This window comes from Lacinutrix sp. MEBiC02404 (assembly GCF_053601575.1).
This window is the reverse complement of sequence record NZ_JBSHNV010000153.1, coordinates 223015-248140: the sequence shown is the minus strand read 5'-3', so window position 1 is coordinate 248140 and position 25126 is coordinate 223015. Positions and strand designations below refer to the sequence as shown.

General features: G+C 32.0%; 10 protein-coding genes. 8 read left to right on the top strand and 2 right to left on the bottom strand.

Features of this window, described 5'->3' with window-relative positions; all coding sequences use genetic code 11:
- Positions 1-97: 97 nt before the first annotated feature.
- Positions 98-481: a DUF4258 domain-containing protein gene (locus ACVCXO_RS07495; protein ID WP_452228972.1), complete on the bottom strand. Its 384-nt coding sequence runs from the start codon at positions 479-481 to the stop codon at positions 98-100.
- Positions 482-701: 220 nt separating this feature from the next.
- Between ACVCXO_RS07495 and ACVCXO_RS07490 the strand changes: the two genes are divergently transcribed.
- The gene (locus ACVCXO_RS07490; protein WP_452228971.1) at positions 702-1232 is read left to right on the top strand and encodes an HNH endonuclease signature motif containing protein; all 531 of its coding nucleotides are present in this window, start codon (positions 702-704) and stop codon (positions 1230-1232) included.
- Positions 1233-1410: 178 nt separating this feature from the next.
- On the opposite strand, the gene ACVCXO_RS07485 is transcribed toward ACVCXO_RS07490, so the two are convergent.
- Positions 1411-2328 (bottom strand): helix-turn-helix transcriptional regulator, encoded by a 918-nt coding sequence (locus ACVCXO_RS07485; RefSeq protein WP_452228970.1) that lies wholly within the window; start codon positions 2326-2328, stop codon positions 1411-1413.
- Between the two features lie 149 nt (positions 2329-2477).
- Between ACVCXO_RS07485 and ACVCXO_RS07480 the strand changes: the two genes are divergently transcribed.
- From ACVCXO_RS07480 to ACVCXO_RS07450, 7 genes are all read left to right on the top strand, one after another.
- Positions 2478-3572 carry a DUF262 domain-containing protein gene (locus ACVCXO_RS07480; RefSeq protein ID WP_452228969.1) on the top strand — a complete coding sequence of 365 codons (1095 nt, stop codon included), beginning with the start codon at positions 2478-2480 and terminating at the stop codon, positions 3570-3572.
- Positions 3573-3652: 80 nt separating this feature from the next.
- Positions 3653-4297 (top strand): hypothetical protein, encoded by a 645-nt coding sequence (locus ACVCXO_RS07475; RefSeq protein ID WP_452228968.1) that lies wholly within the window; start codon positions 3653-3655, stop codon positions 4295-4297.
- A gap of 155 nt (positions 4298-4452) precedes the next feature.
- On the top strand, positions 4453-7332 hold the full coding sequence (locus tag ACVCXO_RS07470) for a helicase-related protein (RefSeq protein WP_452228967.1): 2880 nt from the start codon (positions 4453-4455) through the stop codon (positions 7330-7332).
- A 15-nt stretch (positions 7333-7347) separates the two neighbouring features.
- Positions 7348-12147 carry an Eco57I restriction-modification methylase domain-containing protein gene (locus ACVCXO_RS07465; protein WP_452228966.1) on the top strand — a complete coding sequence of 1600 codons (4800 nt, stop codon included), beginning with the start codon at positions 7348-7350 and terminating at the stop codon, positions 12145-12147.
- A gap of 6 nt (positions 12148-12153) precedes the next feature.
- Positions 12154-16704, top strand: coding sequence for a sacsin N-terminal ATP-binding-like domain-containing protein (locus ACVCXO_RS07460; protein ID WP_452228965.1), 4551 nt, complete (start codon positions 12154-12156; stop codon positions 16702-16704).
- 14 nt (positions 16705-16718) lie between these two features.
- A complete protein-coding gene (locus tag ACVCXO_RS07455; protein ID WP_452228964.1) occupies positions 16719-22994 on the top strand; it encodes a DEAD/DEAH box helicase in 6276 nt (2091 codons plus the stop codon).
- Positions 22991-25069: a 3'-5' exonuclease gene (locus ACVCXO_RS07450; RefSeq protein ID WP_452228963.1), complete on the top strand. Its 2079-nt coding sequence runs from the start codon at positions 22991-22993 to the stop codon at positions 25067-25069. The genes ACVCXO_RS07455 and ACVCXO_RS07450 overlap by 4 nt, the downstream gene beginning before the upstream one ends.
- The last annotated feature ends 57 nt before the right edge of the window (positions 25070-25126 follow it).

The following is a 25126-nucleotide window of genomic DNA, read 5'->3' as shown; positions in this document are numbered from 1 at the left end:
ATTGTTTGAATTTCTGTTTTTTGAAAAAGGTGTTGTGTTAATAAAACTAATTAGAGTTTTTTGTGAATTCGTCCTTAGTGAATTTTAATTCAGGATTTTAAGCAGTGTTCTTACATTTTATAGATAGGTTTTTTTGTTTTTTCTTAATGTGTTTAAAGGGATTCTTTGACCTATAACAGGTTAAGATTGTATTTGAATCTCCTGCTATAACTACTATTATATTTTGGCTTTTATCATGACCCTTTTGAATCAATGCATCCGGCAATTGATGCTCTCCTAAAACATAAAAAACTAATCCTTGCTTAAAAAAGGCTTTACCATATTCAATAACATCTGATATGTTTTCATGATTTATGTTTCTCTCGTTTGCTCTTTTAAAAGAATGTTTGGAATGGTTAAAACTTAATGTTTCAGACTTGTTTAATTCTGCATTTGTAACTTCCCATGACAGGTATAAGGATTCTGTATTTTGGATTTTCATGATATTATGTTTTAATAATTTACCATTAATAACACAACTCTAAAAAGGTAACCCTTGATGGTTTTAAATTGTCATGTTATTTTAAATTTTTATTAACGTAAACTATGTTGGAACATAAATTTCAAATTCTTTTTTGAAGTAAAATAATTTTTTATTGGGTTACCTTATAATCTAGTTGCTATTAAGGAATAAATTATTTTAACTATTAAATTATTTCAAAATGAAAAACATTAAAAACATTTTATCCGTTCTAGCTATTTTTGTTGGCTTTGCAATTTCAAATGCGCAATCCACTTACACTATTGGTAATACCGAATATATTTATGGAGAATATTATAGTACAACAGGAAAGCCTAAAGTTGTTAGGAGTGCAGCAAATAAGAGTGCGTTTTTGAAATCAAAGGGATATAACAGAACACCTTATGGTTATGAAATAGATCATATAGTGCCGTTATCGCAAGGAGGTACAGATGATCCATCAAATATGCAACTACTAACCGTTTATCAGCACAAAGTTAAAACTGCAAGAGAAAGATCTACGAGGGCAAAAACGAATACGTATAGTACATATAAGGTAAATGCCCCTAATTATTACTCAACTCCTACAATAAAACAGACCAGATTAAAATATTCGACTCCAAATAGTAATCCTGGTCAATCTATAAAATCTACTAGAACTATTTATACAGGAGCTCGTGGTGGTAAATATTATATTAATTCAAATGGGAATAAAACATATGTAAAAAGATAAGAAGATTCATTCTTAATTTTTAAGTCTTATTGAAAGAGACCATAAATGTTTAACTAATACCAATGGTTTTTTCCTTTTTTTGACTTTTATGGGCTTTTATTTCTATATTATTACTAATGCTAAATTCAAAAATGTTTCGGCATTTGTAGTTATAACTGACGCTTATAATCCTTAATAATTAGTTATACAAGTGATACATCTCACTAATATGTTTTTTGATTTTCTCTCTAAACCATATTGGTTCTAGAACCTCAACCATATTGCCCAGTTTTAAGATTTGTATTTCAAACTCGTAATTTGGTTTTAAAACATAGGTGACTTGACCCCATTGGTTATCTATGCCGTCGATACAAATTTGGGATTTGTGTATTGGTAAGCTGCGTAAATATTTAATCTGGTTGTTATGTGCTTTGAGTACAATTTTTTCAGGTACTTCTTTTTTCGATTCGGTATAATTTAAACCGACCACATCATCGTATTGTTTTAATTGTTTTTGAAAATCATCCAGTTGAAGGGACTTGATGTTTTTAATTTCTATTTGTGAGAGTCTATCAATTCCAAAATTTTTGATTTCACTTTCGCCATCCACTACTGCAATTAAATACCAACGATTGGCATATTCTTTTAAGCAAAGTGGGGAAACGATATATGGCTTGTTTGTGGCCCCATAGTAATTTTCTTTTAGAAAAGATATTTTATGGTTTGCGGCTATTGCTTGAATTAATTTTTTGAAATGTTGTACTCCAGAGAAGTTGGCAGTGTCCTCAGGGAGTACCCATTTTTGAAAGGACTTATAATCTTTAAATCCGTTTTCATAAAGTTCTGCCATAGCAGCAAACTGAGCAAATTTAAAAAATTGGCTTAAAGCTTCTTCATTCTCCTCTAAGGTATAGCCACGTGATTTATGGTTATAGGTGATTACAATACCAAAATCTACTTCTAATATATTCTTGTCACGCTCGAAAGTGCGTTCGGTAAGGTCTACATCATAATCTTGGCGTAATCGATTAATAATCTCCTTTTTTTTAAAGTTAGGATTGGCCTTAATTAGTTGTGCTATACAACTTAATCGCTTAAGAATTTTATAATCTGCCATAGTAGGTGTTTCCTTCAAAAATAGAATTTCCATTGCTTATAACAAGGTGATTGGAGTTTATTTAGCTATAATTTATAAAGTTTTTATGAGTCCGACATCATTTGGCGGAGTGGGTATCGATGTTTGTATTATAATTAAAAATATCTGTTATGAAAAATGAATATTTGCTCCAAGATGAATTTACGCATTGGCTAGATTTACAAAACGAAACCCTTTGTTTTAAATCTTCCTTTTACAGTTACCAAATAAATAAAATACATAGCATTTTTGTTTTAGGGAATGAGTTTCCATTTGATTTTATGGATGCATTGGAAAATGAAATAATTTGTAATAATCCTCAAGGTGTTGAGGTAATAATTTTGAAGGTATTAGATAAAATGGAGTACAATGGATTTTGTAAGGATATAGACATACCTATTAAGGCGTTGGAAGCAATGCGGATTGGATTCCTTAAATATAGGCTTTTTCTTCATCATTTCTTAGCAAGTAGGAATACCAATTACAACACTACAAATAGTAGTAGCAATAACTTTTCTGAAACAAAACAGTTGCATTTAGTTTCCCTTTTTAAAGGTAACAAAAGGTATACGTTCCCTGTTTACCAAGATGTCTATATCTATAATGCACTTGAAGTTGATGCTTTGTGGCAAAAGCTTTTAAAATCTCATGAAGACCAAAAGTTGGGAACTAAAGAAGCGCACGGCACCATGGCTACTGATTTAGGAACTATAGTTGTGAAAAAGCGCGAAAAAAAGCAATTAGAAGTCGTAGATGGAGAGCAAACTTTAATCACGCTTTCCATTTTAATGCATGTACTTACCCAGTTTTCAAAAGGCACAAAAGGTGCTGTTGGTTTTGAAAATAGAAATAGAGGTTTGTCTCAAATATTTTCATTTCATACAGAATTAAATGATCAGAAATTGTTTCGAGTATTGGTTAATAATGGGATCAATAAACGCGCTACTTCTGCCAATGAAATAAGCAAAGGTATAATGTATAGATGTGAAGAACCTGGTTTAAATAATGGATATGCATTTTTACAAACTACATTTCGTTTTGTGCAGTTGGTGCAAGAAGCTAAGATTCCACAATCGCAACATTATATAGCCGATATGGATGTGTTTATTAGAAATGTTTTTAAAAGCCATAGTTTAACGATAAAGAAGTTAAGTCTAGAGAATAGCGATAAAACTTATTTAAATAGTAGTACTATTTTGGTGCAAAATATTATGGAATGGTTGTAAAGGAATCTTCCTGTTTTATAATATAATAAAGGAACAAAGATGGCGAATATTGAGTTACATCTTTTAATAGAAAAATTGAAATGAATACAAATATATATTACCAAGTAGAAACTAAATATTGGCGTAGGGAAGTACCGAATATTCATGATGCACTTTCGGTTGGGGTGCCTACCCATTCGGATATAGCCGAAACGAGTACTTTGTATAAAAATGATTCACCACTTGTAGCTAGATCTGCAGCTTTTAATCATTTTAATAGTATTATAGACGTGCTATATGAGGGTTTAGGTAAGGAGCAAACTTCGGATGCTCAAGCTCGTATAGATTTGCAGTGCTATTTGGATTCAGGGAATGCAATTGAACTAGGAGGAAAGGATGCTCGATTTAAATCTTCACCCGATTTTGATAAAGGGATTGAGATATATATGGTTATTGAAGACTCGTCAAAAAAGACTGTAGAAAAATATTTAATTCACGGTATTCGCTATTTAGATTATTTAGAACGGTTTGATGCTGGAATACAGGAGTCTCTTGAAGGACTTATTAAGGAGTGTAACTATTTTGAACAGCATAGATTTTCATTAGATAAAAAACATATTGAAGCATTGGATTTAAAAGCTATAGGAGGTAAGGAGGTGTCTGTATTACAAACGCCTTTTGATTGGGAACAGTTGCTATTGGATTATGATGGGGTAGATTTGTTTGACAAAAATCACTTCTTTTAGGTGTCTAATTTCTGTTTTTTATTTCTAACAGAAACCTGTTTTTAAGGAATGATAACACCTAAATGTATTTAAAAACATTCTAAGTTTATGTGAGGGATATTTTATCTTTTCTTTCCTATATTTGATAGCAAATAACTACATATCTAATTAACCGAATGAATTTTACTCCTGGGCAACGCATCACAAATCGTGATGAGGATTTTATTATAAATGACATCGATGAAAATAATGGCAAATGGATTCTTACTGTAGAAGGAATCTCAGAACTTGTTAAAGGGAAGCGCTTTATTTTTGATACAGAAATTGATACGGAAATCCGTGTTTTAGATCCTAGATATACACGTTTGGTGCCAGATGGAGATTATGGTTATCGTAAAACAAAGCTTTTTGTAGAGAATCAAATTAGAAATGCCGCTGTTTATAGTAAGCAAATAACAATAGCGCATAAGGCTGCTTTTAATCTTGCTGAATATCAATTAGAGCCTACATTAAAAGCTTTTCAGTTACCAAGACCCCGAATTCTAATTGCCGATGGGGTTGGATTGGGTAAAACCATTGAGGTTGGTATTTTTCTTTCAGAAATGATTAAGAGAGGAAAAGGAAAGCGAATTATGGTATTGGCTTTAAAGTCCATTCTAGCACAATTTCAACAAGAAATATGGAATCGTTTTGCTATTCCTTTAGTGCGTTTAGATTCCGATGGGATTTCTAAAATAAAATCTACCTTACCTATAAACAAAAACCCATTTGAGTACTATGATAAAACCATTGTTTCTATAGATACTTTAAAACAAAACAAAAAATTTCAACAATATATTGAAAAGACCCATTGGGATATTATTGTAATTGATGAGTGTCATACAGTTGCAAATAGTGATTCTTTACGCGGGAGCTTGGCGCAACTTTTAAGTACGAAATGTGAATCTTTGGTTTTAACATCTGCTACACCACATAATGGGAAAAAGCAAAATTTTGCGAACTTGATTAATATGATTGAGCCTTTGGCTATCAAAGATGAAGAGAACTACACCAAGGATGATATTTTACCCTATTACGTACGTCGATTTAAAAATGATATTGATGATGCGGCTGTTCGATCTAACTTTCAAGACCGCAAGGTTATCTCTATTCATGCACCATTAACTTCCGCAGAAAATGATTTTCTATCGCTGCAGCAGAAAATAAAATTTGATGCTTTATCGGGTTTAGAAGAAACTGAAGTACAGGAGGATTTGTTTGGTAAAAAACGAAAAAAGAAAGAAAAGAAAGATCTTTTGTTCGCAATAGGTTTATTTAAATCTTATATGTCTTCTCCAGAGGCTGCTTTAAGTTCCATAAAGAAAAGGATTAATAAGCTAAAAGATAATTATGTAAATGAAGATGTCGTAGAAGATAATCTTGAGATTCTAAATGATTTAAAGACAAAATTAGAATTGATTATCGATGAAGGGCAAGATGCTAAATATAGAGCGTTTAGAAATGAATTAATTCGTTTAAAATGGAACGGTAGAAAAAATGATTTTAGAATTGTAGTATTTGCAGAACGCATAGAAACTCTAAAATCTTTGAAGAGAAAAATGCAACAAGATTTTAATCTTGATGACAAGGTTATCGCTGATTTTCATGGCTCGCTAACTGATATGGAACAGCAGCGTATTATTGATGAATTTGGTAAAGCAGATTCGGATTTTCGTGTTTTATTAACCTCGGATGCTGGTGCACAAGGAGTAAACCTACATTACTATTGCAATCATATGTTTAACTATGATATTCCGTGGTCCCTAATTACTCTAGAACAACGTAACGGACGTATTGATAGATATGGACAAACCAAGACTCCATTTATTAATTATATGATTGCGAAATCAGATTTAAAAGGACTTAAAGATGATCTACATATTGTTAATAAATTAAAAGAAAAAGAAGAAACGGTCTATGAATCTTTAGGGGATGCTGCTTCGGTTTACAAACTTTATGACTCTACTGCAGAAAAAGACTTAATTACTAAAGCAATTGCAACAGGAAATACAGATTTAGTAGAAGGCAAAGTAACTGAAGAAATTGAAGATGATGCTTTTGATGCTTTATTTGATGATGCTACACCTCAACTAGAAGTTAGTCAACCAATAGCTAATACTATTTCTTTATTTAACAATGATAAAGCCTATTATGAAGCGTTGATTCAGCAGTTAAAATCTGATCAATATTTAAAAGAGGATGCCGCTGTTTTTGAAGGTAATTTATTAGAGGTGAAACATACAGAAGAAATAGATCGTGTTTTATATGATTTACCTAAAGAAGTAAAACCTAAGAAGTTTGGTGATGTTTATCAATTGTCACTAAATAAAGACGACGTTCAAAAAGCTATTGAAGACGCGAGAAAGAAAAAAGGAGAATGGGCAAAGTTTCAAATGCTTTATGAGCTACATCCGGTAGTGCGTTATTTAATGACGCAGCTAGAAGCTTCTGTAGATAAAGATGTAGCCTTAGTTTCTAAATTAACCCGTTTGCCAGAAAAGACTGCATACTTTTTAATACAAGGCATTGTGGCTAATAATCTTGGTCAGTCTATTCTTTCAGATTTTTTTGTAATACCGATGAATTTAAGTGGTGGTTTAAAAAATAGGCCTTTGCCTTTTGAGGACTTCTTAACACAATACCCACTAGATAAAGAATTGCATACTTTAGAAATTCCTGATGCTGATATCGTACAACTTCAAGAGATATTACCGCAAACTATAGACTTTGCACATCAATTACATATGGACCAAGAACAACAAATGGTACAGCACGATATGGAAAAACAAATGGCTGTATATCAAGAAAGAATTAAAAATTGGAAAGCAAGTAAAGAGGAGCAGATGGAATTAGAATTTGGTGAAAAATCAGATTATGGTTTTGTTAAGAAAAGACGGAAAGATAAGGCTTATGAAATTGAAACAATCTTAAATAATTCTAGCCAGTATTTTAAGAATTTAACGAGTTTAAATGGAGATCCTTATTTAAAAGTTATCGCTGTTTTTTATAATAATTAGAAGAAGTAAAAGCATATGATTCATTTTATAAATAATATAGGAGATTATTTTGCGTCAAATTATTTTGATGAAGACTTCTCTAAAAAAGTAATCGATAAATCTGGTTTTAGTAAAGATGCTATTAAATCTATTAACCAAGCTATCACTAGAATTAAACCTCAATATTTTAAACTGAAACAACGGTTTATAGAAGATCATTTGCGGGTTAAAGACAAAGTAAATCTAACGCATGCGTTTCATACAAAAGTATTAGAAGCTCTGGGTTATGATGCCTCTCATACCGATTATCACGATTTATATCCTATTACTGATAAGGCGGTTTTACCTATTCGACATATTTTATATCGTGGTGATACGCCGCATTTAATGGTCATGGAAATGCATGCTTTAATTAAAACATCATTAGACGAAGAACCTGATGGTTTGTTTGAGCAACGTTACCATGTAAAAAAAGATACAGATAGTAAAACAAGCAAGGAGCAAAAATACCATCGCTCGCAATGGGCAGATATTTTTACGGTACCAGAAGGTGTTAGTATTTCACCTATGATAATTAATCAGGCCATTAATGAATTGTTTTTATTACCAATACATAAACGTCCTAAGTATGTTTTACTATGCGGTGGTAATCAATATTTTTTATTAGAAGCAGAAAATTGGTTTCGTGGTTCTTACTTGCAGTTGGATTTAGAAGTTTTGTTTGATGACGCATCCGTTCATAAAGACAACTATGCCTTATTCTACTTATTGTTAGGTAAAAAGTTATTAGCGCCTACCGCAGAAACCGTGTTGATGGAGCAGTTAGAAGAAGACGCTCACAAAGCTGCTTATGAGGTCACTAAAGATTTAAAAGAAGGTGTAATTCATGCTGTAGAGCGTTTAGCAAATGAAGCTGTTAATCGTTTGAACGAGCAAGGTATAAATTATGAAGATATTGATGCAGATAAACTAAAAGAAGACTGTTTAAATATGGTTTATCGTCTACTGTTTTTGTTTTATGCTGAATCGCGTGATGACTTGGATATTCTTCCTGCTAACGATGATGTATACGACCGTGGCTATTCTTTAGAAATGTTGCGTGATTTAGAGCAAGTACCTTTGATTACAGAATCCAGTATCAATGGTAATTTCTTTCATCAATCGTTATTCCAATTGTTCGATTTATTAAACGAAGGGCATCGTGAAAACGAAGGCCATAATAAGAGTTTTAAAATACGTCATTTAGATTCTCCAATGTTTGCCTCGCGCAATTTACATTATTTGAATACTATTCAAATTAGGAATGCTGTATGGCAAGATGTTATTTGTCAATTATCGTTATCTAAGCAACAGCACAAAAAAAATAGAGGTCGTATTTCGTATGCCAATTTAGGTATTAACCAATTGGGCTCGGTGTACGAAAGCTTACTAGCTTTTCGTGGTTTCTTGGCAGAAACAGACTATATAGAAGTACATCGTAAACGTAAAAAAGGAGAATCTTCACAAAAGGTAGTAAACAAAGATGGTTCTTATTTAGTACCGCGCCATCGATTAGATGATTTTGATCCTAAAGAAATTTTCTACGATGAAAAAGAAGATGGCTCTGAAGATTTGAAAGTGATTCCTAAAGGGACTTTTATTTATAGATTAAGTGGACGTGACCGACAAAAATCAGCATCATTCTATACGCCAGAAGTGTTAACGCAAACTACTGTAAAATATACCCTAAAGCCCATTTTAGAAAGATTAGATAAAGGAGAGATTCAAGCCTTAGATTTATTGAATCTAAAAATATTAGAACCTGCTATGGGAGCAGCAGCTTTTCATAACGAGGTTATTAATCAATTGGCGCATGCGTATTTAACGTATAGGCAACAAGAACTTAAAAGACAAGTTGACCCCAATAAATACCAAGAAGAATTACAAAAAATAAAAGCGCATATTGCTTTAAACAATGTGTACGGCGTCGATTTAAATCCTACAGCTGTCGAGTTGGGTAAACTATCTCTATGGTTAAACGTTATTCATAAAGACATGCAAACACCCTTTTTTGGTTATCGTTTGGGTGTGGGTAATGCTGTTGTAGGATCTTGGTTAAAAGTGTTTAAACATAAAGATTTTTCTTTTGAGCCAAAAGGAAAGGGTTTTGTAAAAAAAGCCTGGTGGGATATTGCTCCAAAACATTTGCAATTTGGTAAAAAAGGCATTTTACGACGTGAAGACGATATCTATCATTTCTTATTGCCAGATAAAGGAATGGTATCTTCCGGGAATATTAAATTATTAAAACATACTTATCCTGAGGAGGCCAAACATGTCACGGATTGGCGAAAAGACTTTATTACACCGCTTAAAAAAGAAGAGTTTATTAAAGTGCAACGCATTTCTAATGCTATTGATGCCCTTTTATTAGAACATTACGAGATACAGAAAAACATTGCTTTGGTAACTGAGGTGAATGCCAATTATTTTGGAAACCCAAATGAAGCAATAACGCTAGATTTTCAATCCTACTCTTACGAGCAGAAGCAAACTTTTGCACAAGAACGCTTAAAGCCCAATGCGCCTTATTACAAGCTAAAACAAATTATGGACTATTGGTGTAGTTTATGGTTTTGGGATGTGCGCGATGCTAAAGATTTACCAACACGAAGCCAATGGTACCAGGATATAGAGCAAATATTAAATATTAATTTAGCAGAAGTTTCCCAACTAAAAGTAACTGAAGAAGAAGCCGTACGCGATTACCGTAAGGATAAAAAAACCATTGAAAACCAATTGGTAGATGCCCTAAAGCAATCGCCTTATTCTTTGTTTGAAAATGAACGGTCTATACTCGTTAATAAATATGCAGACCAATATAAATACTTTCATTATGAGTTAGAATTTATAGAAGTATTTCGTGAAAATAATGGGTTTGATGTAGCTGTAGGGAATCCACCTTGGTTAAAAGTAACCTTTGAAGAAAAAGGTTTAATGTCTGAAATATACCCAGAACTAGAAATTCGTAAAGTGTCTGCGCCACAAGTTAAAAAACTACGTACAGACTTTTTAAATGATAAAGCTAGACAAGATATTTATTTTAGTGAAAACATAGAAAATGAGACGTCTTCTGTGTTTATGAATGCCTACCAAAATTACCCACTATTAAAAGGGCAGCAAACCAATTTATATAAATGTGTTCTAGAGAATGGCTTGCATTGGATTAAAGAGGAAGGTTATTTAGGGTTAATACACCCTGAGACTATTTATGATGAACCTAAAGGTTATGAATTACGAAAAGAAATTTACCCAAGGTTAAAATATCATTTTCAATTTCAAAATGCTTTTAATCTTTTTGCTGAAGTAGCGCATAGAGAAAAATACGGTATTCATATTTATTCTGGTTTAAAGGAAAAGTTAGGATTTTATTCAATTAATAATATTTTTCATCCTTCAACTATAGAAGGCACGTTTATCGATAAGAATATTTTGGAGCCTTGTGATGGATTGAAAACTAAGAATGAAAACACTCAATCTTTTGAATGGAATACGAAATCGCATCCTTCGAGAAAGGTTTTTATTGATGAAGCTGTTTTAAGAATTTTGTCAAAAACATTTGAAAACTCAGAGGATTGGGAAGGAACCAAACTAGTTTCAATACATGCCCAAGAAGTAATAAATGTCATTCGTAAAATTGGAGAATTTCCTACTTCTGTTGAAAATTTCGAAACTAAAGTTTCTGAAGGGTGGCATGAAACAAATGATGTAGATGTTAATATAATTAGAAATACGAAATACCCAAAATTGGAGGATTTCGAAATGATTTATTCGGGGCCTCATGTTTTTGCTGGAAACCCTTTATATAAAACACCTCGAACTACCTGCGTTGAAAAAGCTGATTATGATATTATAGATTTTACTAAAATTGAAGAAGGTTATGTTGCGCGTACAAACTATCTTCCTTTAAATGTAATAGGTGGATATGACTCAATAATTCAAGGTTTTGAAAAGAAAGATGGCACTTTTGATAATTGGTTGAATTATTATAAACTAGTGTTTAGAAAAATGTTAAATCAAGCTGGAGAAAGAACATTATCCGGAGGGGTTATTCCGCCAAAAACTTCACATGTTAATGGGTTAATATCTGTTATTTTTAAGGAGATTGATTTTTTAGTTGAATTAGAAGCATTAGTTAGTTCCATTGTCTATGACTTTTTTATAAAAACAATAGGGAAATCAAATTTATATGACGAAACGATAAGTAAATTCCCCATAGGTGTCCATCCTAAATTCAAATCAAGTTTGTTCGTTCGAACACTTCAGTTAAATTGTATAACTAAATATTACGCACCGCTTTGGGAAGAAATGTATCAGGAGGAATTCAATGAAGACTCCTGGTCAGTACAAGATTCCCGTCTTAAACCATTTTCTAACTTAACACCAGATTGGACATGGGATACACCATTACGTAATTATTTTGAGCGTCGTATGGCACTGGTAGAAATAGATGTTATTACGGCAATGGCATTAAACTTAACTTTAGAGGAGTTGATTTTAATGTATAATATTCAATTCCCTGTTTTACAGCAAAATGAAGACGATACTTGGTATGATGCAAAAGGGAATATTGTATTTACTTGTAGTAAAGGTTTAGTTGGTGTTGGCTTAGACCGAAAAGACTGGAATGAAATTATAGATATGCCGGCAGGAGAAACTTATGCGCATACTATAACGAAATCAGAATTATATCAAGGAGAAATAGTAACCTATTACGCACCTTTTACTAAGTGTGATCGTGTAGAAGATTATAAAAAAGCTTGGGGCCATTTTGAAGAACGATTTAAAGACGCATAACTGTTTATGACAAAATTAAGTGAAACTGGAATTACAGATTTAATAGAACGTTATAAAGCAACATATCTTGGTAATCCCTCTATATTATTATCTGGTTATAGTCAAGAAAACCAAACGGTAGCAGATTATGAGGGGCGTCAGCTTTTAGAACTCATGCAAAATGCAGATGATGCCAAAAGTGATGTTGTTTATATTGCATTAGATACCCAAAAGCAAGAACTAACAGTGTCTAACAATGGAGAGCCTTTTAGTCTAGATGGTGTGGAATCTTTAATGTACACCGGTTTGTCTACAAAAAACAAGTTTGAGTACATCGGTAATAAAGGATTAGGTTTTCGTTCTATATTAAGTTGGGTTAATTGGGTTGAGGTGAGAACTAGAGATGTAAGTTTTCGTTTTTCTAAAGATTATTCCGTTAGTTTCTATGAGAGATATTTACAAGGCAGTCCTTTAATACAAGCACGTATTGTAAAGGAAATAGCAGAACAAAGACTTCTTAAGAACGAAATCCCGATAGCGACTTTAGCTTTTCCTGAATTGCTTAAAGACAAAGAAGCAGAATATATAACCAGTGTTATTCTTCAATTTAAAGAAGGGCAGTTAGAGCCTATACTAGAACAACTAGAAAAAATTAGCGAAGAAACTTTATTGTTTCTTCCTAATATTAGAAAAATAGTGGTGGTTAAAGATGGAGAAACAGTAAAGGAACTCCATAAAACAGTAGATGCCGAGCAGCTGATTACGGTTAATGATAAAACCTGGAATGTTTACAGAAAAAAAGATCAGGTTTATAAAGATAATGTGAAATTTAATTATGCTATTGCTTGGCAGGATAAAATGGAAGATGCTGGCTACTTCTATAACTATTTTAAAACTGACGTACCCACGAGTTTACCTTGTATTATTCATGCTACTTTTAACCTCACCAATAATAGAAAAGAGATTAATAATAGTGTAGATAATACATATATTTTAGATCGTATTGTTGAAAGCTTAGGAGAAATTGTTACAACACGATTAAAAAAGGAAACCCCAGATTGGGATGCGTATTCTTTTTTAACTCCATTGAAAAGTAATAGTAGAGATCATTTTAAAAACTTTTATAAAACTATAGAAGCTAAAAGAGAAGATATTAGTTGTTATCCTACGGTAGATGGTGAATACTTATCTAAAGATAAAATTGTTTATCAAGGAGATGAATTTACCAATTGGGTTCAGGAAAATGAATTTGGCGCGTATTTTCATAACTTATTGTTGCCAATAGCGTCATTAAGTGTTTTTATACCTAGACGCTATTCATTTCTAAAATGGGAAACTATAATAAAGGAATTAAATCCTCATTTAGATCTTGAAAATAGGGTAGCGCTTATCCAATTTTTTGTTGAAACTAAATATAATTACTTTGATAATATAAAGGTTTCTGAAACTAAGCTATCATTACTTTTAAATACAAAAGATGAGGTTGTTCCTTCGGCAATACAGGTTTTTACGAATGATGTTAAGGATCTAGAATATAATTTCCCAAATCACCTTAAAAATATTTCTTTTATATCTCATGATTTATATGAATTAATTAAGAAAGAATTATCTGAAGAGATTCCTAAGCATCGGCGAGATAATGAAAGTGGAGATTCACGTGCCATAAAAAGATTGTTAGAAAGCATTGTCAATATAGGTTCCGATGATATTAACGTTGTAATTCAATATATTATCCGAAAAACAAATCAGGTTAAAACTACAGCTTCATATCCTAAAGGAATTGTTATGGAAATGGTGGAATTACTGTTTTCCATTTTTAATAGCAATAAAGATAGAAGAGGTAACCTTAGTACCCTTAATAATATACCTCTAATATCACGTAGCGGTAGGATAGTGAATTCAGAAGATTTATATTTTGGAAAGGATTATGCAAATGGAGTATTTTGTGAGCAAATTTTTGATGGAATAAGAACAGCAGAGCATTACCTCGCTAGCAATAAAATATGGGAATTAGAAGCTGACGAAGAAAATATAATAAATTTCTTTAAATGGTTAAATGTTAATTTGTATTCTAAGTATGAGATAATTGAGAAACAATTGGGACGTTGGGAAAGCGATAAGTACGTTGATTTTATATTTAAATACTTAAAACCTAATCGTGAAGATATTTATAAAACCTATTCTATAGAGAGTGTTACGGGGATTGAAGATGTTTTAGTAGATGAAAATTTTACATTGGAGAAACTGATTGCCTGGATTTCAAAGGATGTGACCTTTTTGGAAAAACTCCGTTTGAATAATACCGATAAATTTGTCACGAAGTTTGGGGTAGATCCAAAGGACTACATAGAAAAACCATCTTATCTTTCTTTTTTAATATCTAAATCAGGCATAACAAATAACGTAATTGCAGAAATTCCTGGAGGCCATCTGGATAATATTCAATCCGTTAATTTTAAGCACCCATTGTTAGTAGGCTTACAAAATTATAAAATACTAGAAATATTAGATTTATTACATATTAAAAGTTCGTTTAACGAGTTACAACCAGAACACGTCTACTCTTTATTAAGGGATTTTGGAAATTTTGATAATGTAAAAAAAAGTCAACAAGTATATAAACTATTTTATGAGTATTTTAAAGTGAATGAAGAAACGCAATTAAAAGATTATGACTTAGAACTTGATGCTATAAATTATGTTTGTAGAAAAGGAGGCCTTGGCAATTCGTTTGAAATAAAACCGAACTCGGAAGTCTATTATTCGGATAACAAAATGTTACCCCAAAAGATATTAGATCGCTATTGGTTTATTAATTTACCAAAACGGATTGGAGAGAACAGGGTGCAAACTTTTTTTGGAGTAAAACTGATTAAAGATGTTAGTTCGAATATTCAGACTTCGGGCATCGAAGATAATAAACTAAATACAAAATTAGAATCTTATATAAACCAACTAAAGGTTTATTTACTATGCTATAGATTAGGGAGCCAAAAGAAAGAGGATAGTAAAGAGGAAATTGTTAGGAATATAAAGGCCTTTAAAGTACAATTGGTTAAAAAAGCAAAATTTAAACTTGGAGATGAAGCTTACAGTGAATTAGAAGATTGTGAATTTATACCTCAAGATAAAGCATTTTTGATTAAATATGGAAAAGAAAGAGACCTTAAGGATTTACAAAATGATCGTTTTTTCTGTGATGCGATAACAGAAATGTTGTGTATTACTTTTAAGGTAAATGATTTAAAAGATATTTTTTGGCGCATTTTTAAAAATGGTATTGCCGATGCTAAGCATAATTTAATTTCTGATGAGAAATCAGAACTTTTAGAAGAAGCAAAAAAACTATTAGGAATTAGTAACGATGAAAAATTCTTTTGGAACAAAATTTTAAAAAGGGACTTGAGTTCGATTGAAGATGCTGAATTATTAAAGAAAGAAATTGAAAACGAATTAGGAGTTGCGCTTCCAGAATTTTATTCACATGTGGAATTTATTAATCTAGGGAACATTAAAGGGGTTGTATTCTTGAAATGGTTACAACTTAAAAAAGACTTTGATTTAAGTACAGTACTGAAGGATGCAGATTTATTTAAATATCATCAAGGTCGTTTAGAAGATGTTATTAGAGATATGTTTCCTGTTTTCGAAAAATTACTTTGGGCAAAAGCGAATGCATCGAATGATAACAGAGATAAAAAGGAATTCTTTAAACGTTTGGGTAAATTGGAACCGCCAATCAATACTGGAGCTTTCAAAAAATTCTTAAAAGAAAATCAATACCATTTAGAGCCGAATTATAAGCATGCTGTGTCAGAATATATTCTCAGCAACTTCTCTGTTGATCTAAAAGAAATACCAGATAATAATCTATTAATAGAAACAAAATACAAGACGCTTTTTAATTCTTACACTTTTGGTATTGATATAGAAGATATGGAGAAAATTATTAAAGCGGATACACCCGAAGTATATAGTCTTTTCTACTTTGAAGGTTTTGATAAAGAAATTAAGATAGCTTTAGATGCTCAACAAGCAGATAAAGTGAAGGAAGTTCAAGGTGAGGCTGATGCCGATAATGATGATGCATCTAATCTAATCCTTATAGAAAGCGATATACTATGTACTGAACCATCAGGAACGGGTAAATCTGGAGGAAAAGGAGGTTCGCATACTTCGAAAGGGGAACGAAAAAAAGCTGTAGCTGGCAAAAAAGAAGAAAACAAGGTGATTAAAGCTTTAAAAGCTAATGGCTATCAAGTGCGCCCCGTTTCTAAAACAACAGACAGTAAACATTATGATATTGAATACAAGAAAGCTGACGAGGCATGGCGTTTTTTAGAAGTTAAGAAAGATTCTGGTGGTTATTTTTATATGAGTATCTATGAAAAGCAAACTGCTGTTTCTGATGCGATTCGAGAAAAGTATGATGTTGCTATTGTTAACCAGAATAATATTCATATTATTAAAAATCCCTTTAACTTTAAGGATGAAGAAACCTTTGATATGAATTCTAAATTTAATGCCGAATCCACCGAGTTTAAAATTAATTTTAAGGTTAATAATAAAGATAATTAAGATCCATAAAAAGCATGCTGAGTTTACAACAAGCCATAGAAATAAAGGAATCGATTAAATCGTATCTTCAAGCTACGTTTACGTTTCGAAAACGTGAGGTTGCCGAAGCATTTGAGGCATTTATAGACCGACCTGCCTTAGGTATGTTTAAAGGACCTTATGTTTCCTTGAAGTTACGTTTTGTAAAGGCTAATTCTGAAGCAGTGGCACAAATACCGCTTACAATAAAACCCAACTGGCCACCTTATGACCACCAGGTAAAATCGTGGACTCGGCTTTCTACTTTAGATAAAAAGCCAGAGCCGACCATTGTTACTACCGGTACAGGTTCTGGTAAAACAGAATCCTTTCTTTATCCAGTATTAGACTATTGTTATCATCAACAACATCGGCCTGGGATAAAAGTAGTTATTCTATACCCTATGAATGCCTTGGCAACAGATCAAGCCAAACGTTTAGCAGAGATGATTCATGAAGATGTGCGTTTACGTGGTAAAATTACTGCTGGTTTATTTATTGGAGAAGGAAATGGTCCAAAAGGTCAGTTTCCAAAATCTATGGGTGAAAATCATATTATAGAGCATCGTGATAGTATTTTAGATTCGCCTCCCGATATTTTATTAACGAATTTTAAGATGTTAGATTATGCTTTAATGAAACATAATTATCACAAATTATGGGCTTATAATTTTAACGACCCTAGTTTGTTTCAGTTTTTGGTTTTAGATGAATTACATACTTATGATGGAGCACAAGGTACAGATGTAGCCAATTTGATTAGGCGTATGAAGTTGAAATTAAAAATGACTCCTGGTCAATTATGTGCTGTAGGAACTTCTGCAACTATGGGTTCAGGAATAGATGCTCCTCAACTTTTGGCCGACTATGCCACTAAGATTTTTGGAGAAGAAATTACTCCTGAAGCTTTGATTACAGAAAACAGAATTACAGCTGAAGATTTTTTTGGAGAAGATGATTTTTTAAATGATTTTATACCATTACCTAGTAGACTGAGGGCATTAGTATTTCATGAAAGTGAAGATTATGATGATTATATTCAAAGCCACCTAGACGTTTGGCAACAAGATAAAAAGCAATTGGCTGGAGGTCTCATTCAATTAAAAATTGTAAAAGATTTAATCTTAGCCATTAATAAAGGGAAAGGTACTAAGACTGTAGAAGAAATTATTAGAGATTTATCCATATTAAATGAATCTTACCGTAAACTAGCGCAGTGGGATGAGAAATATGAGTACAATCCAAAAGAGCGCGTTTTAGAATCTTTATTGACTTTAATTGCTTCGGCTAAAGATATTGATAATCCGCGTTCACCATTTATGTATTTACAAGTACAACTATGGATACGTGAATTAAGTGGTGTACAATATACCTTAGAAAACCCTGCTCAGTTTTCATTTAGAGATCAGGTAGATGCTAATCAAGAAATTGCAGCTTTGCCTCCATGGTATTGCAGGGAGTGCAATAGTTCTGGTTGGTTGGGTGTAAAACCAGAGAATAGAGATGCTTTTAGTAAAGATATTAATGAAGTTTATGAAAAGTACTTTTCGAAAAACAAAAATGTTTACTTCCTACTTCCAAAAAAAGAAATGACACCTGAAGATTTTCAAGCTATTGGTTACGTGCCAGATGATTTTCTGGAGGAGAATATTAACCCTATTCGATTAGATATCTTAGGGAAAGAAGAAGAGGGGTTTGGTATACAAGCAGTACGAAAATTAAGAGAAAATAGAATAGAGCATATCTGTCCTTGTTGTAATACCTCTAATAGCGTTGCTATTATTGGAACAAAAATACCAACATTAAGTTCTATTGCGGTTAGTCAGACCTTGGCAACCGACCTAGATCCTGCTACAGATAAATTTAGAAAAGTATTAGCTTTTACTAATTCTGTGCAAGATGCTGCACATCAAGCTGGTTTTATAGAAGGGCGTAATTACAGATTTACATTTAGAGCATCGGTGCAAAAAGTAATTAATACGTTAAATCGTCCAGTGCGTTTGGATGAATTAGCAAATGAATTTATTACGTATTGGAAAGCACATGGCGACGAAACTGGAAATGATTCCTTAAATGGTTATTTATATCGCTTTTTTCCAAAGGATTATATTGGTAAAGCTTCTCCAAAAGATTTTTTGACAAATGGAATTTATTCCAAGCATTTTCTTAAAGAGTTTGATTCTCGTGTTCAATGGGAATTGTATTCTGAATTTGGTTTTAGCTCTCGTATAGGTCGTACTTTGGAAAAAACAGGAGCTTCTTCTGTATACTTTGACCCGAAGCTATTGCAACAAGTTTGGGATGAGGTTTCTGATTGGGTTTCTGAAAATGATGTTAGTAATTCTATTAATCAAGATGTTTTTGTAAGGTTTACCAATCTTATATTGCATCGTATTCGAAGTCGTGGTGCAATAGATCATGCATTTTTGTCAAAATTTAGAACGGATAGATTAAACTTATGGGATTTAAATTGGCAAAAAGACAGCCGTCACTTTTTAAATCCGCATTTTGGAGAATTCACACGTTTTCCTAAAATATTAACTAACCAGCAATCGAAAAGAAATTTATTAGACACCACAAAAGCTAAAACGACTAACTGGTTTCATGCTTATTTTAGAAAATCATTTACCCAAACCTCTTTAACGATAGATTTTGTTAATGAATTTTATGAAGAATGGACAAAGTCTTTGGTTAAAGTAGGTATTTTAAATTACCAAAAGGCAGGAGATCATGAAAATTATGCTATTTCACCCAAAGCTGTTTTTGTAAATAAAAACGTAAAGGAATACCGTTGCAACGAATGTGAAGGTGTTATTTATTCGCATGATGATGAGATATTTTCAAGTCATGGTAGTTGTTTAAATTATCGATGTACCGGTGCATATGAGCTTGAATCAAAAACAAATAAAAATTATTATAAAGCGGTTTATAACCGTAATCGTTTCCCTAGAGTTTATGCTCGAGAACATACTGGATTATTAGAAAGAAAGGTAAGAGAGAAATTAGAAATAGATTTTAAGAATCGAGAACGATTTAATGATGCCAATACTTTGATTGCAACTAGTACCTTAGAGATGGGTATTGATATTGGTAGTTTGAACACAGCCTACAATAATAGTATTCCACCATTACCCTCTAATTTCTTGCAACGAGTTGGTCGTGCTGGGCGTAGTTCTGGAGCTGCTTTGATTGTAAATTTTGCAAAAAACCAAAATCATGATTTGTATTATTATGCAGATCCATTAGAAATGATGCAAGGAGATGTTAATACTCCTGGTTGTTATTTGGAAGCTAAAGATATATTAAAACGTCACTTTACAGCTTATTGTTTTGATTGTTTGACAACTGAGAATTCTATTGAAAATACGATACCTACTTTTATACGCGATTTAAAATTAAATGCAAGAGATTTAACGGGTGAAGATTTTTTTATAAATCGTTTAAATCTATTTATTGAAAAAAACAGATTTTTATTAGTTCATGAGTTTTTAAAGCAATACGATAATGAAATTGGTGAAAATGTTTTTGTGGAAATAGAATTGACTTTAGATTCGGGGAGTTTTTATGATGAATTACTTAATGTGTTTATCCGTATCAAGAATGAATTGTTCGAAATTGACAAGCGAAGAATAGATTTAAATAAGGAAATTAAGACATTGAATATTGCAAAAGGAGATCCGGTTTTCGAGGAATATACTCGAGAAAAACGAAATCTAAATGGGATTAAGAAATCTATTGCTGCACGAAATATACTTGAACACTTAACAAATGTTGGAGTTTTACCAAATTATGCTTTTCCAGAAACAGGCGTGCGGTTAAATGCTCATGTTCTTAGCTCTAAGGTTGAGGGAAGTACAAGCATTGGGTTAGACAAGGATTTTGAATTGGTGCGTCCTGCAACGCAGGCTATTAAAGAATTGGCTCCGGAAAACTTTTTCTATACACAAGGTTTTCGATTTGAAATTACAGGAGTGAATACCTTTGATTGGAGTGATCAGAATAATTTTCATGTAAAACGATTTTGTTCTAAATGCGATCACTTAGAGAATAATAGTTTGGCATCCAAAGGTAATTGTCCAAAATGTGGTGATCCATCGTGGGCTTCTGCTTCTAATGTTCATACTTTTGCCAAAATGACAAGTGTAAAGTCGTTTAGTAATTCATCACGTGCTACCTTAACTGATTCTAGTGATGATCGAGATTCACACCAATACCAAGTGCTTCAACATGTATTATTGGATTCTAAATCTTCAGAGGGTGCTTGGGTTTTAAAAGATATTCCATTTGGAATAGAATATGTGAAAAATGTAACTATTACTTCGGTGAATTACGGTAGGACTGAAGGGAATGATGCTCGTAGAATAAAAGTTAATGATACAGAAGCCTTAACAAAAGGATTTGTTACTTGTAAACACTGTGGTAAGTCTGCCTCGGCAACCCATTTGCTAAGAGAAGCAAAGGATTATCATTTTGGATATTGCAAACATCGAGATGTAAAATATCAACCTGGAATTATCGATGTTTTTGAAGAAATTTATTTCTTCCGTGAAATGAAAACAGAGGTTCTTAAAATCGTTCTGCCAATTCAAGAGTTTAATAGTGAGGAAGATATTCGTATGTTTCAGGCAGGATTAGAACTTGGTTTAAAGAAATATTTTAAAGGTAATCCTGGGCACATACGCATACAGTCCTATCGAGAATTTAACCAAAAAACGGATAAATTTGATCGCTTTTTATTATTATACGATACTATTCCAGGTGGTACGGGGTATCTAAAACAATTGTTTGATCATTCTGAATTTTCTTTATTTTTGAAAGAAAGTTATGAAGCTATTCGTGATTGCTCTTGTCAATTAGATGGTCATGATGGTTGTTATAAGTGTATTTATTCCTACGGTAACCAGTACAATAGGTCGGACTTAAGTAGGGCGAGAGCTGAGAGTTGGTTTGGTAAAATTTATGAGAAGACTGAAGAATGGATTAAAAATGATCTTGGTTTAACTTCTTTAACTAATTCGGGGAAAATTGAGGAGTCTGAACTTGAAGAGCGTTTTATAAAGCTATTGAAGGTTTTTGCTGAACAGTCTGATAAAGCCGAATTTTTAAGTAAAAAGCAGGACGGCACCGTTTATTATGAATTAAGAATTAATCAAGGAGATATAGAAGCACATTACTGGATTAGGCCACAGATTAATTTGGGTCCAAAGGATGGAATTGCTTATAGTACGCGTACCGATTTTTTAATTGTATGCGGTAGTTATTTATATAAAGGCAAAGACTACAAATATCAAGTTCCTAAAATAGCAATTTATTTAGATGGTTATCAATACCATGCTTCTTTAGAGCATAATGTTTTTGAGAGAGATGTAAATATTCGTAAATCAATAGCACTACAACCTGAGTTTAGAACTTGGACACTCACATGGAAAGATTTAGATGTTTTTCAAAAAATAATTGAAGGGGACAATGGAGTTGCAGATGAATTGGCAACCATTTTTAATGCGAATTATTTATCGAATTACAATAAATTAATTTCAACAGTTATTGACGATGAGAGAATAAATTATGCTTTACCAAATAGCAATTTTCAAAGGTTATGGCAACAGTTAGAAACTCCTCAGATAAGTTTGTTTGAGAAATCTTGGTATACCTATTTAGGGTCTTGGACCACTAAATTGTTAGAGCCGTCATTTGATCCCTCCAGTTTGGATTTATTGTTATCTAAAGAATTAAGTTTTGACAGTTATATAAAAAATAATAGAATTAAAGATTTTGACGGATTAATTCCGTTAGAAGTTGAAGTTTCTTATCCTTTTATTGATTGGAAAAGTTGGGTGAATATTAGAAAGAAAGATATTTTTAATCAAGTTGTTGTAAAAAACACCTCTATTATAGATAAACAAGAATGGGAGAAATTTTGGCATATATTTAATTTGTTTCAATCTGGTAGTTTTGTTGCTTCTAAAAACAATAAAACAATTATTGTTGAGGTAGATGAAATAGATTTATTTCTAGATCTAGAATCATTATATGAGTCTTATTTACACCGAATTATTAAAGAAGCCATTGAAAAAGGGATTATCACTATTGCTAATAGCGAATTCTTAGACTCTTGGGTTGATGACGATGGAAATATATTGGCTGACGCAGAACTCGTTTTATCTTCAGCTAAAATAGCAATTAACCCAAATTCTGCCGAAAGCACTAAAATATTTGAAAAAGGAGGATTTTCTATTTATTCAATAGATGAAATAAACAATATTACATTATGAAACTATTTATATACGACAAATTCTGGGATGCTTTCTTAAAAATAAATAAAGGCACGCAAAGTAAAGTGACAGACTTCATTAGTAAGTTTAGAGAAAACTCTAAAAGTGCTTCTTTAAATTTGGAATCTATTAGTACTTTTAAAGATAAAAGTTTACGCACAGCTCGTATCGATCAGAAATATAGAGCGGTAATAAAAGAGGTCAAAGCTGGAGAATTATATTTATTGATATGGATTGACAATCATGATGAAGCTATGGATTGGGCCAAGAATAAAGTTATAGATTGGAATGATCAAACACAAGCTTATCAGGTTTTTAGTTTAGATGAAACGATTGTAGAGCCTATTGAAAAAGAATCGGATGCGATAGATTTATTTATGAATTTATACGACTCTAAAGACTTACTGAAAATAGGTGTTCCAGAGGTGTTAATGCCTTCTGTTTTAAAAATAGAAAACGTTGAAGGATTAGAGAAACTCGAAGATTATTTACCTATTGATGTATTTGAAAATTTATTTTATTTACTTGATGGAGCTAATATCGATGTCTTAATATCAGATATTAGAGAAGGGTTAAATACCGATGATTCTATTGCGAGTAAAAATAATTCCCGTTCATTTATTGAGTTAACTGATGATGAGATATTTAATGAAGCACTACAAGGTTCTTTACAAAAATGGAAGTATTATTTACATCCATCGCAATCTGCTTTTGTTTATGGTAATTTTAAAGGCCCAATAAAACTGTCAGGTGCAGCTGGAACAGGTAAAACTATAGCAGCATTACATCGTTTAAAATACTTGGCAGCTCATAAAACAGATAAGAACCCTATTTTATTTACAACATTTACTAAAGAGTTAAGTGAGAATCTAAGGGCTTTGGCTAGTGATTTAGGAATAGTAGAAAATACTTATAAAATTGAAAATATTGATGCATTGGCATTTCGACTGGCTCAAAGATTTAAGTTGCTTAAATCTATTGACAAGGTTTTTGGGATGAGTTCTGTAAAAAAACCTCATGAAATATGGGAACAAATCATTGAAGAAATATTATCACCTTTTGATGAAGCGTTTTTACAAGCAGAATTCGAAGGTGTTATTTTGGTGGAAAATATTCAATCCCAAAAAGAGTATTTAAGATGCAGTAGAATTGGAAGAGGTAAAGCAATATCTAAAAGACAAAGATTGGAAGTTTGGCCTTTGATGCAAGCTTTTTTTGATAGAAAAAAACTAAGCAATCTTTACTATAAAGAAGAAATATATAATTTGTTAAGCACTTATCTTCGAGCTACGAATCAAACTGTTTTTTCACATGTTATAGTTGATGAGCTGCAAGATTTTTCAAATGTTGAATTAAATTTTATTAGATCATTAACACCAGAATCGGCTAATGATTTATTTTTAGTTGGGGATCCTTTACAAAATATTTATAATAAGAGAATCAACTTTTCTAAAGCGGGTATAAATATTAGGGGAAACAGAAGTAAACGTCTACGAATAAATTATAGGACTACAGAAGAAATAAAAAGATTAGCAATCTCTATTGTTAATGATGAAGCATACGATAATTTTGATGGTGAGCTAGAAGATAAATCGGGTTATCTTTCCTTATTTCATGGAGTAAACCCCGAATATAATAATTATAAAACAAAAGATGAAGAGTTAGAGGCTGTTACAAAAGATATTGAGAAGCTAATTATTGAAGGATATCATTATAATGATATTGTAATAGCAGCAAGAACAAAAGAAGCTGTAAATGATTTTAGAAATTATTTACATAAATGCAATATTTTATATACTACTAAGCAATTATTAAATAGTAAAACAGAAGGAATAAGATTGACAACTTTTCATGGAATGAAAGGTCTAGAATTTAAACAGGTGTTTTTAGTTGATGTTAATGATCGTACACTACCAAAACAACCATTTAATTTTAATAGCCTAACTGTTGGAGAACAAGAACAGATTATTAAAACTGAAAAGGCATTATTTTATGTTGCATCTAGTAGGGCCATACAGCGACTAATGATTAGTGGTGTTGGGCAAAAAAGTGAGATTTTAAAGTGGTTCTTTTAGGATACTCGTAATGTTACGTTCGTAAATTTTAATTCGGTTTTACCTGTTTTATTGCCA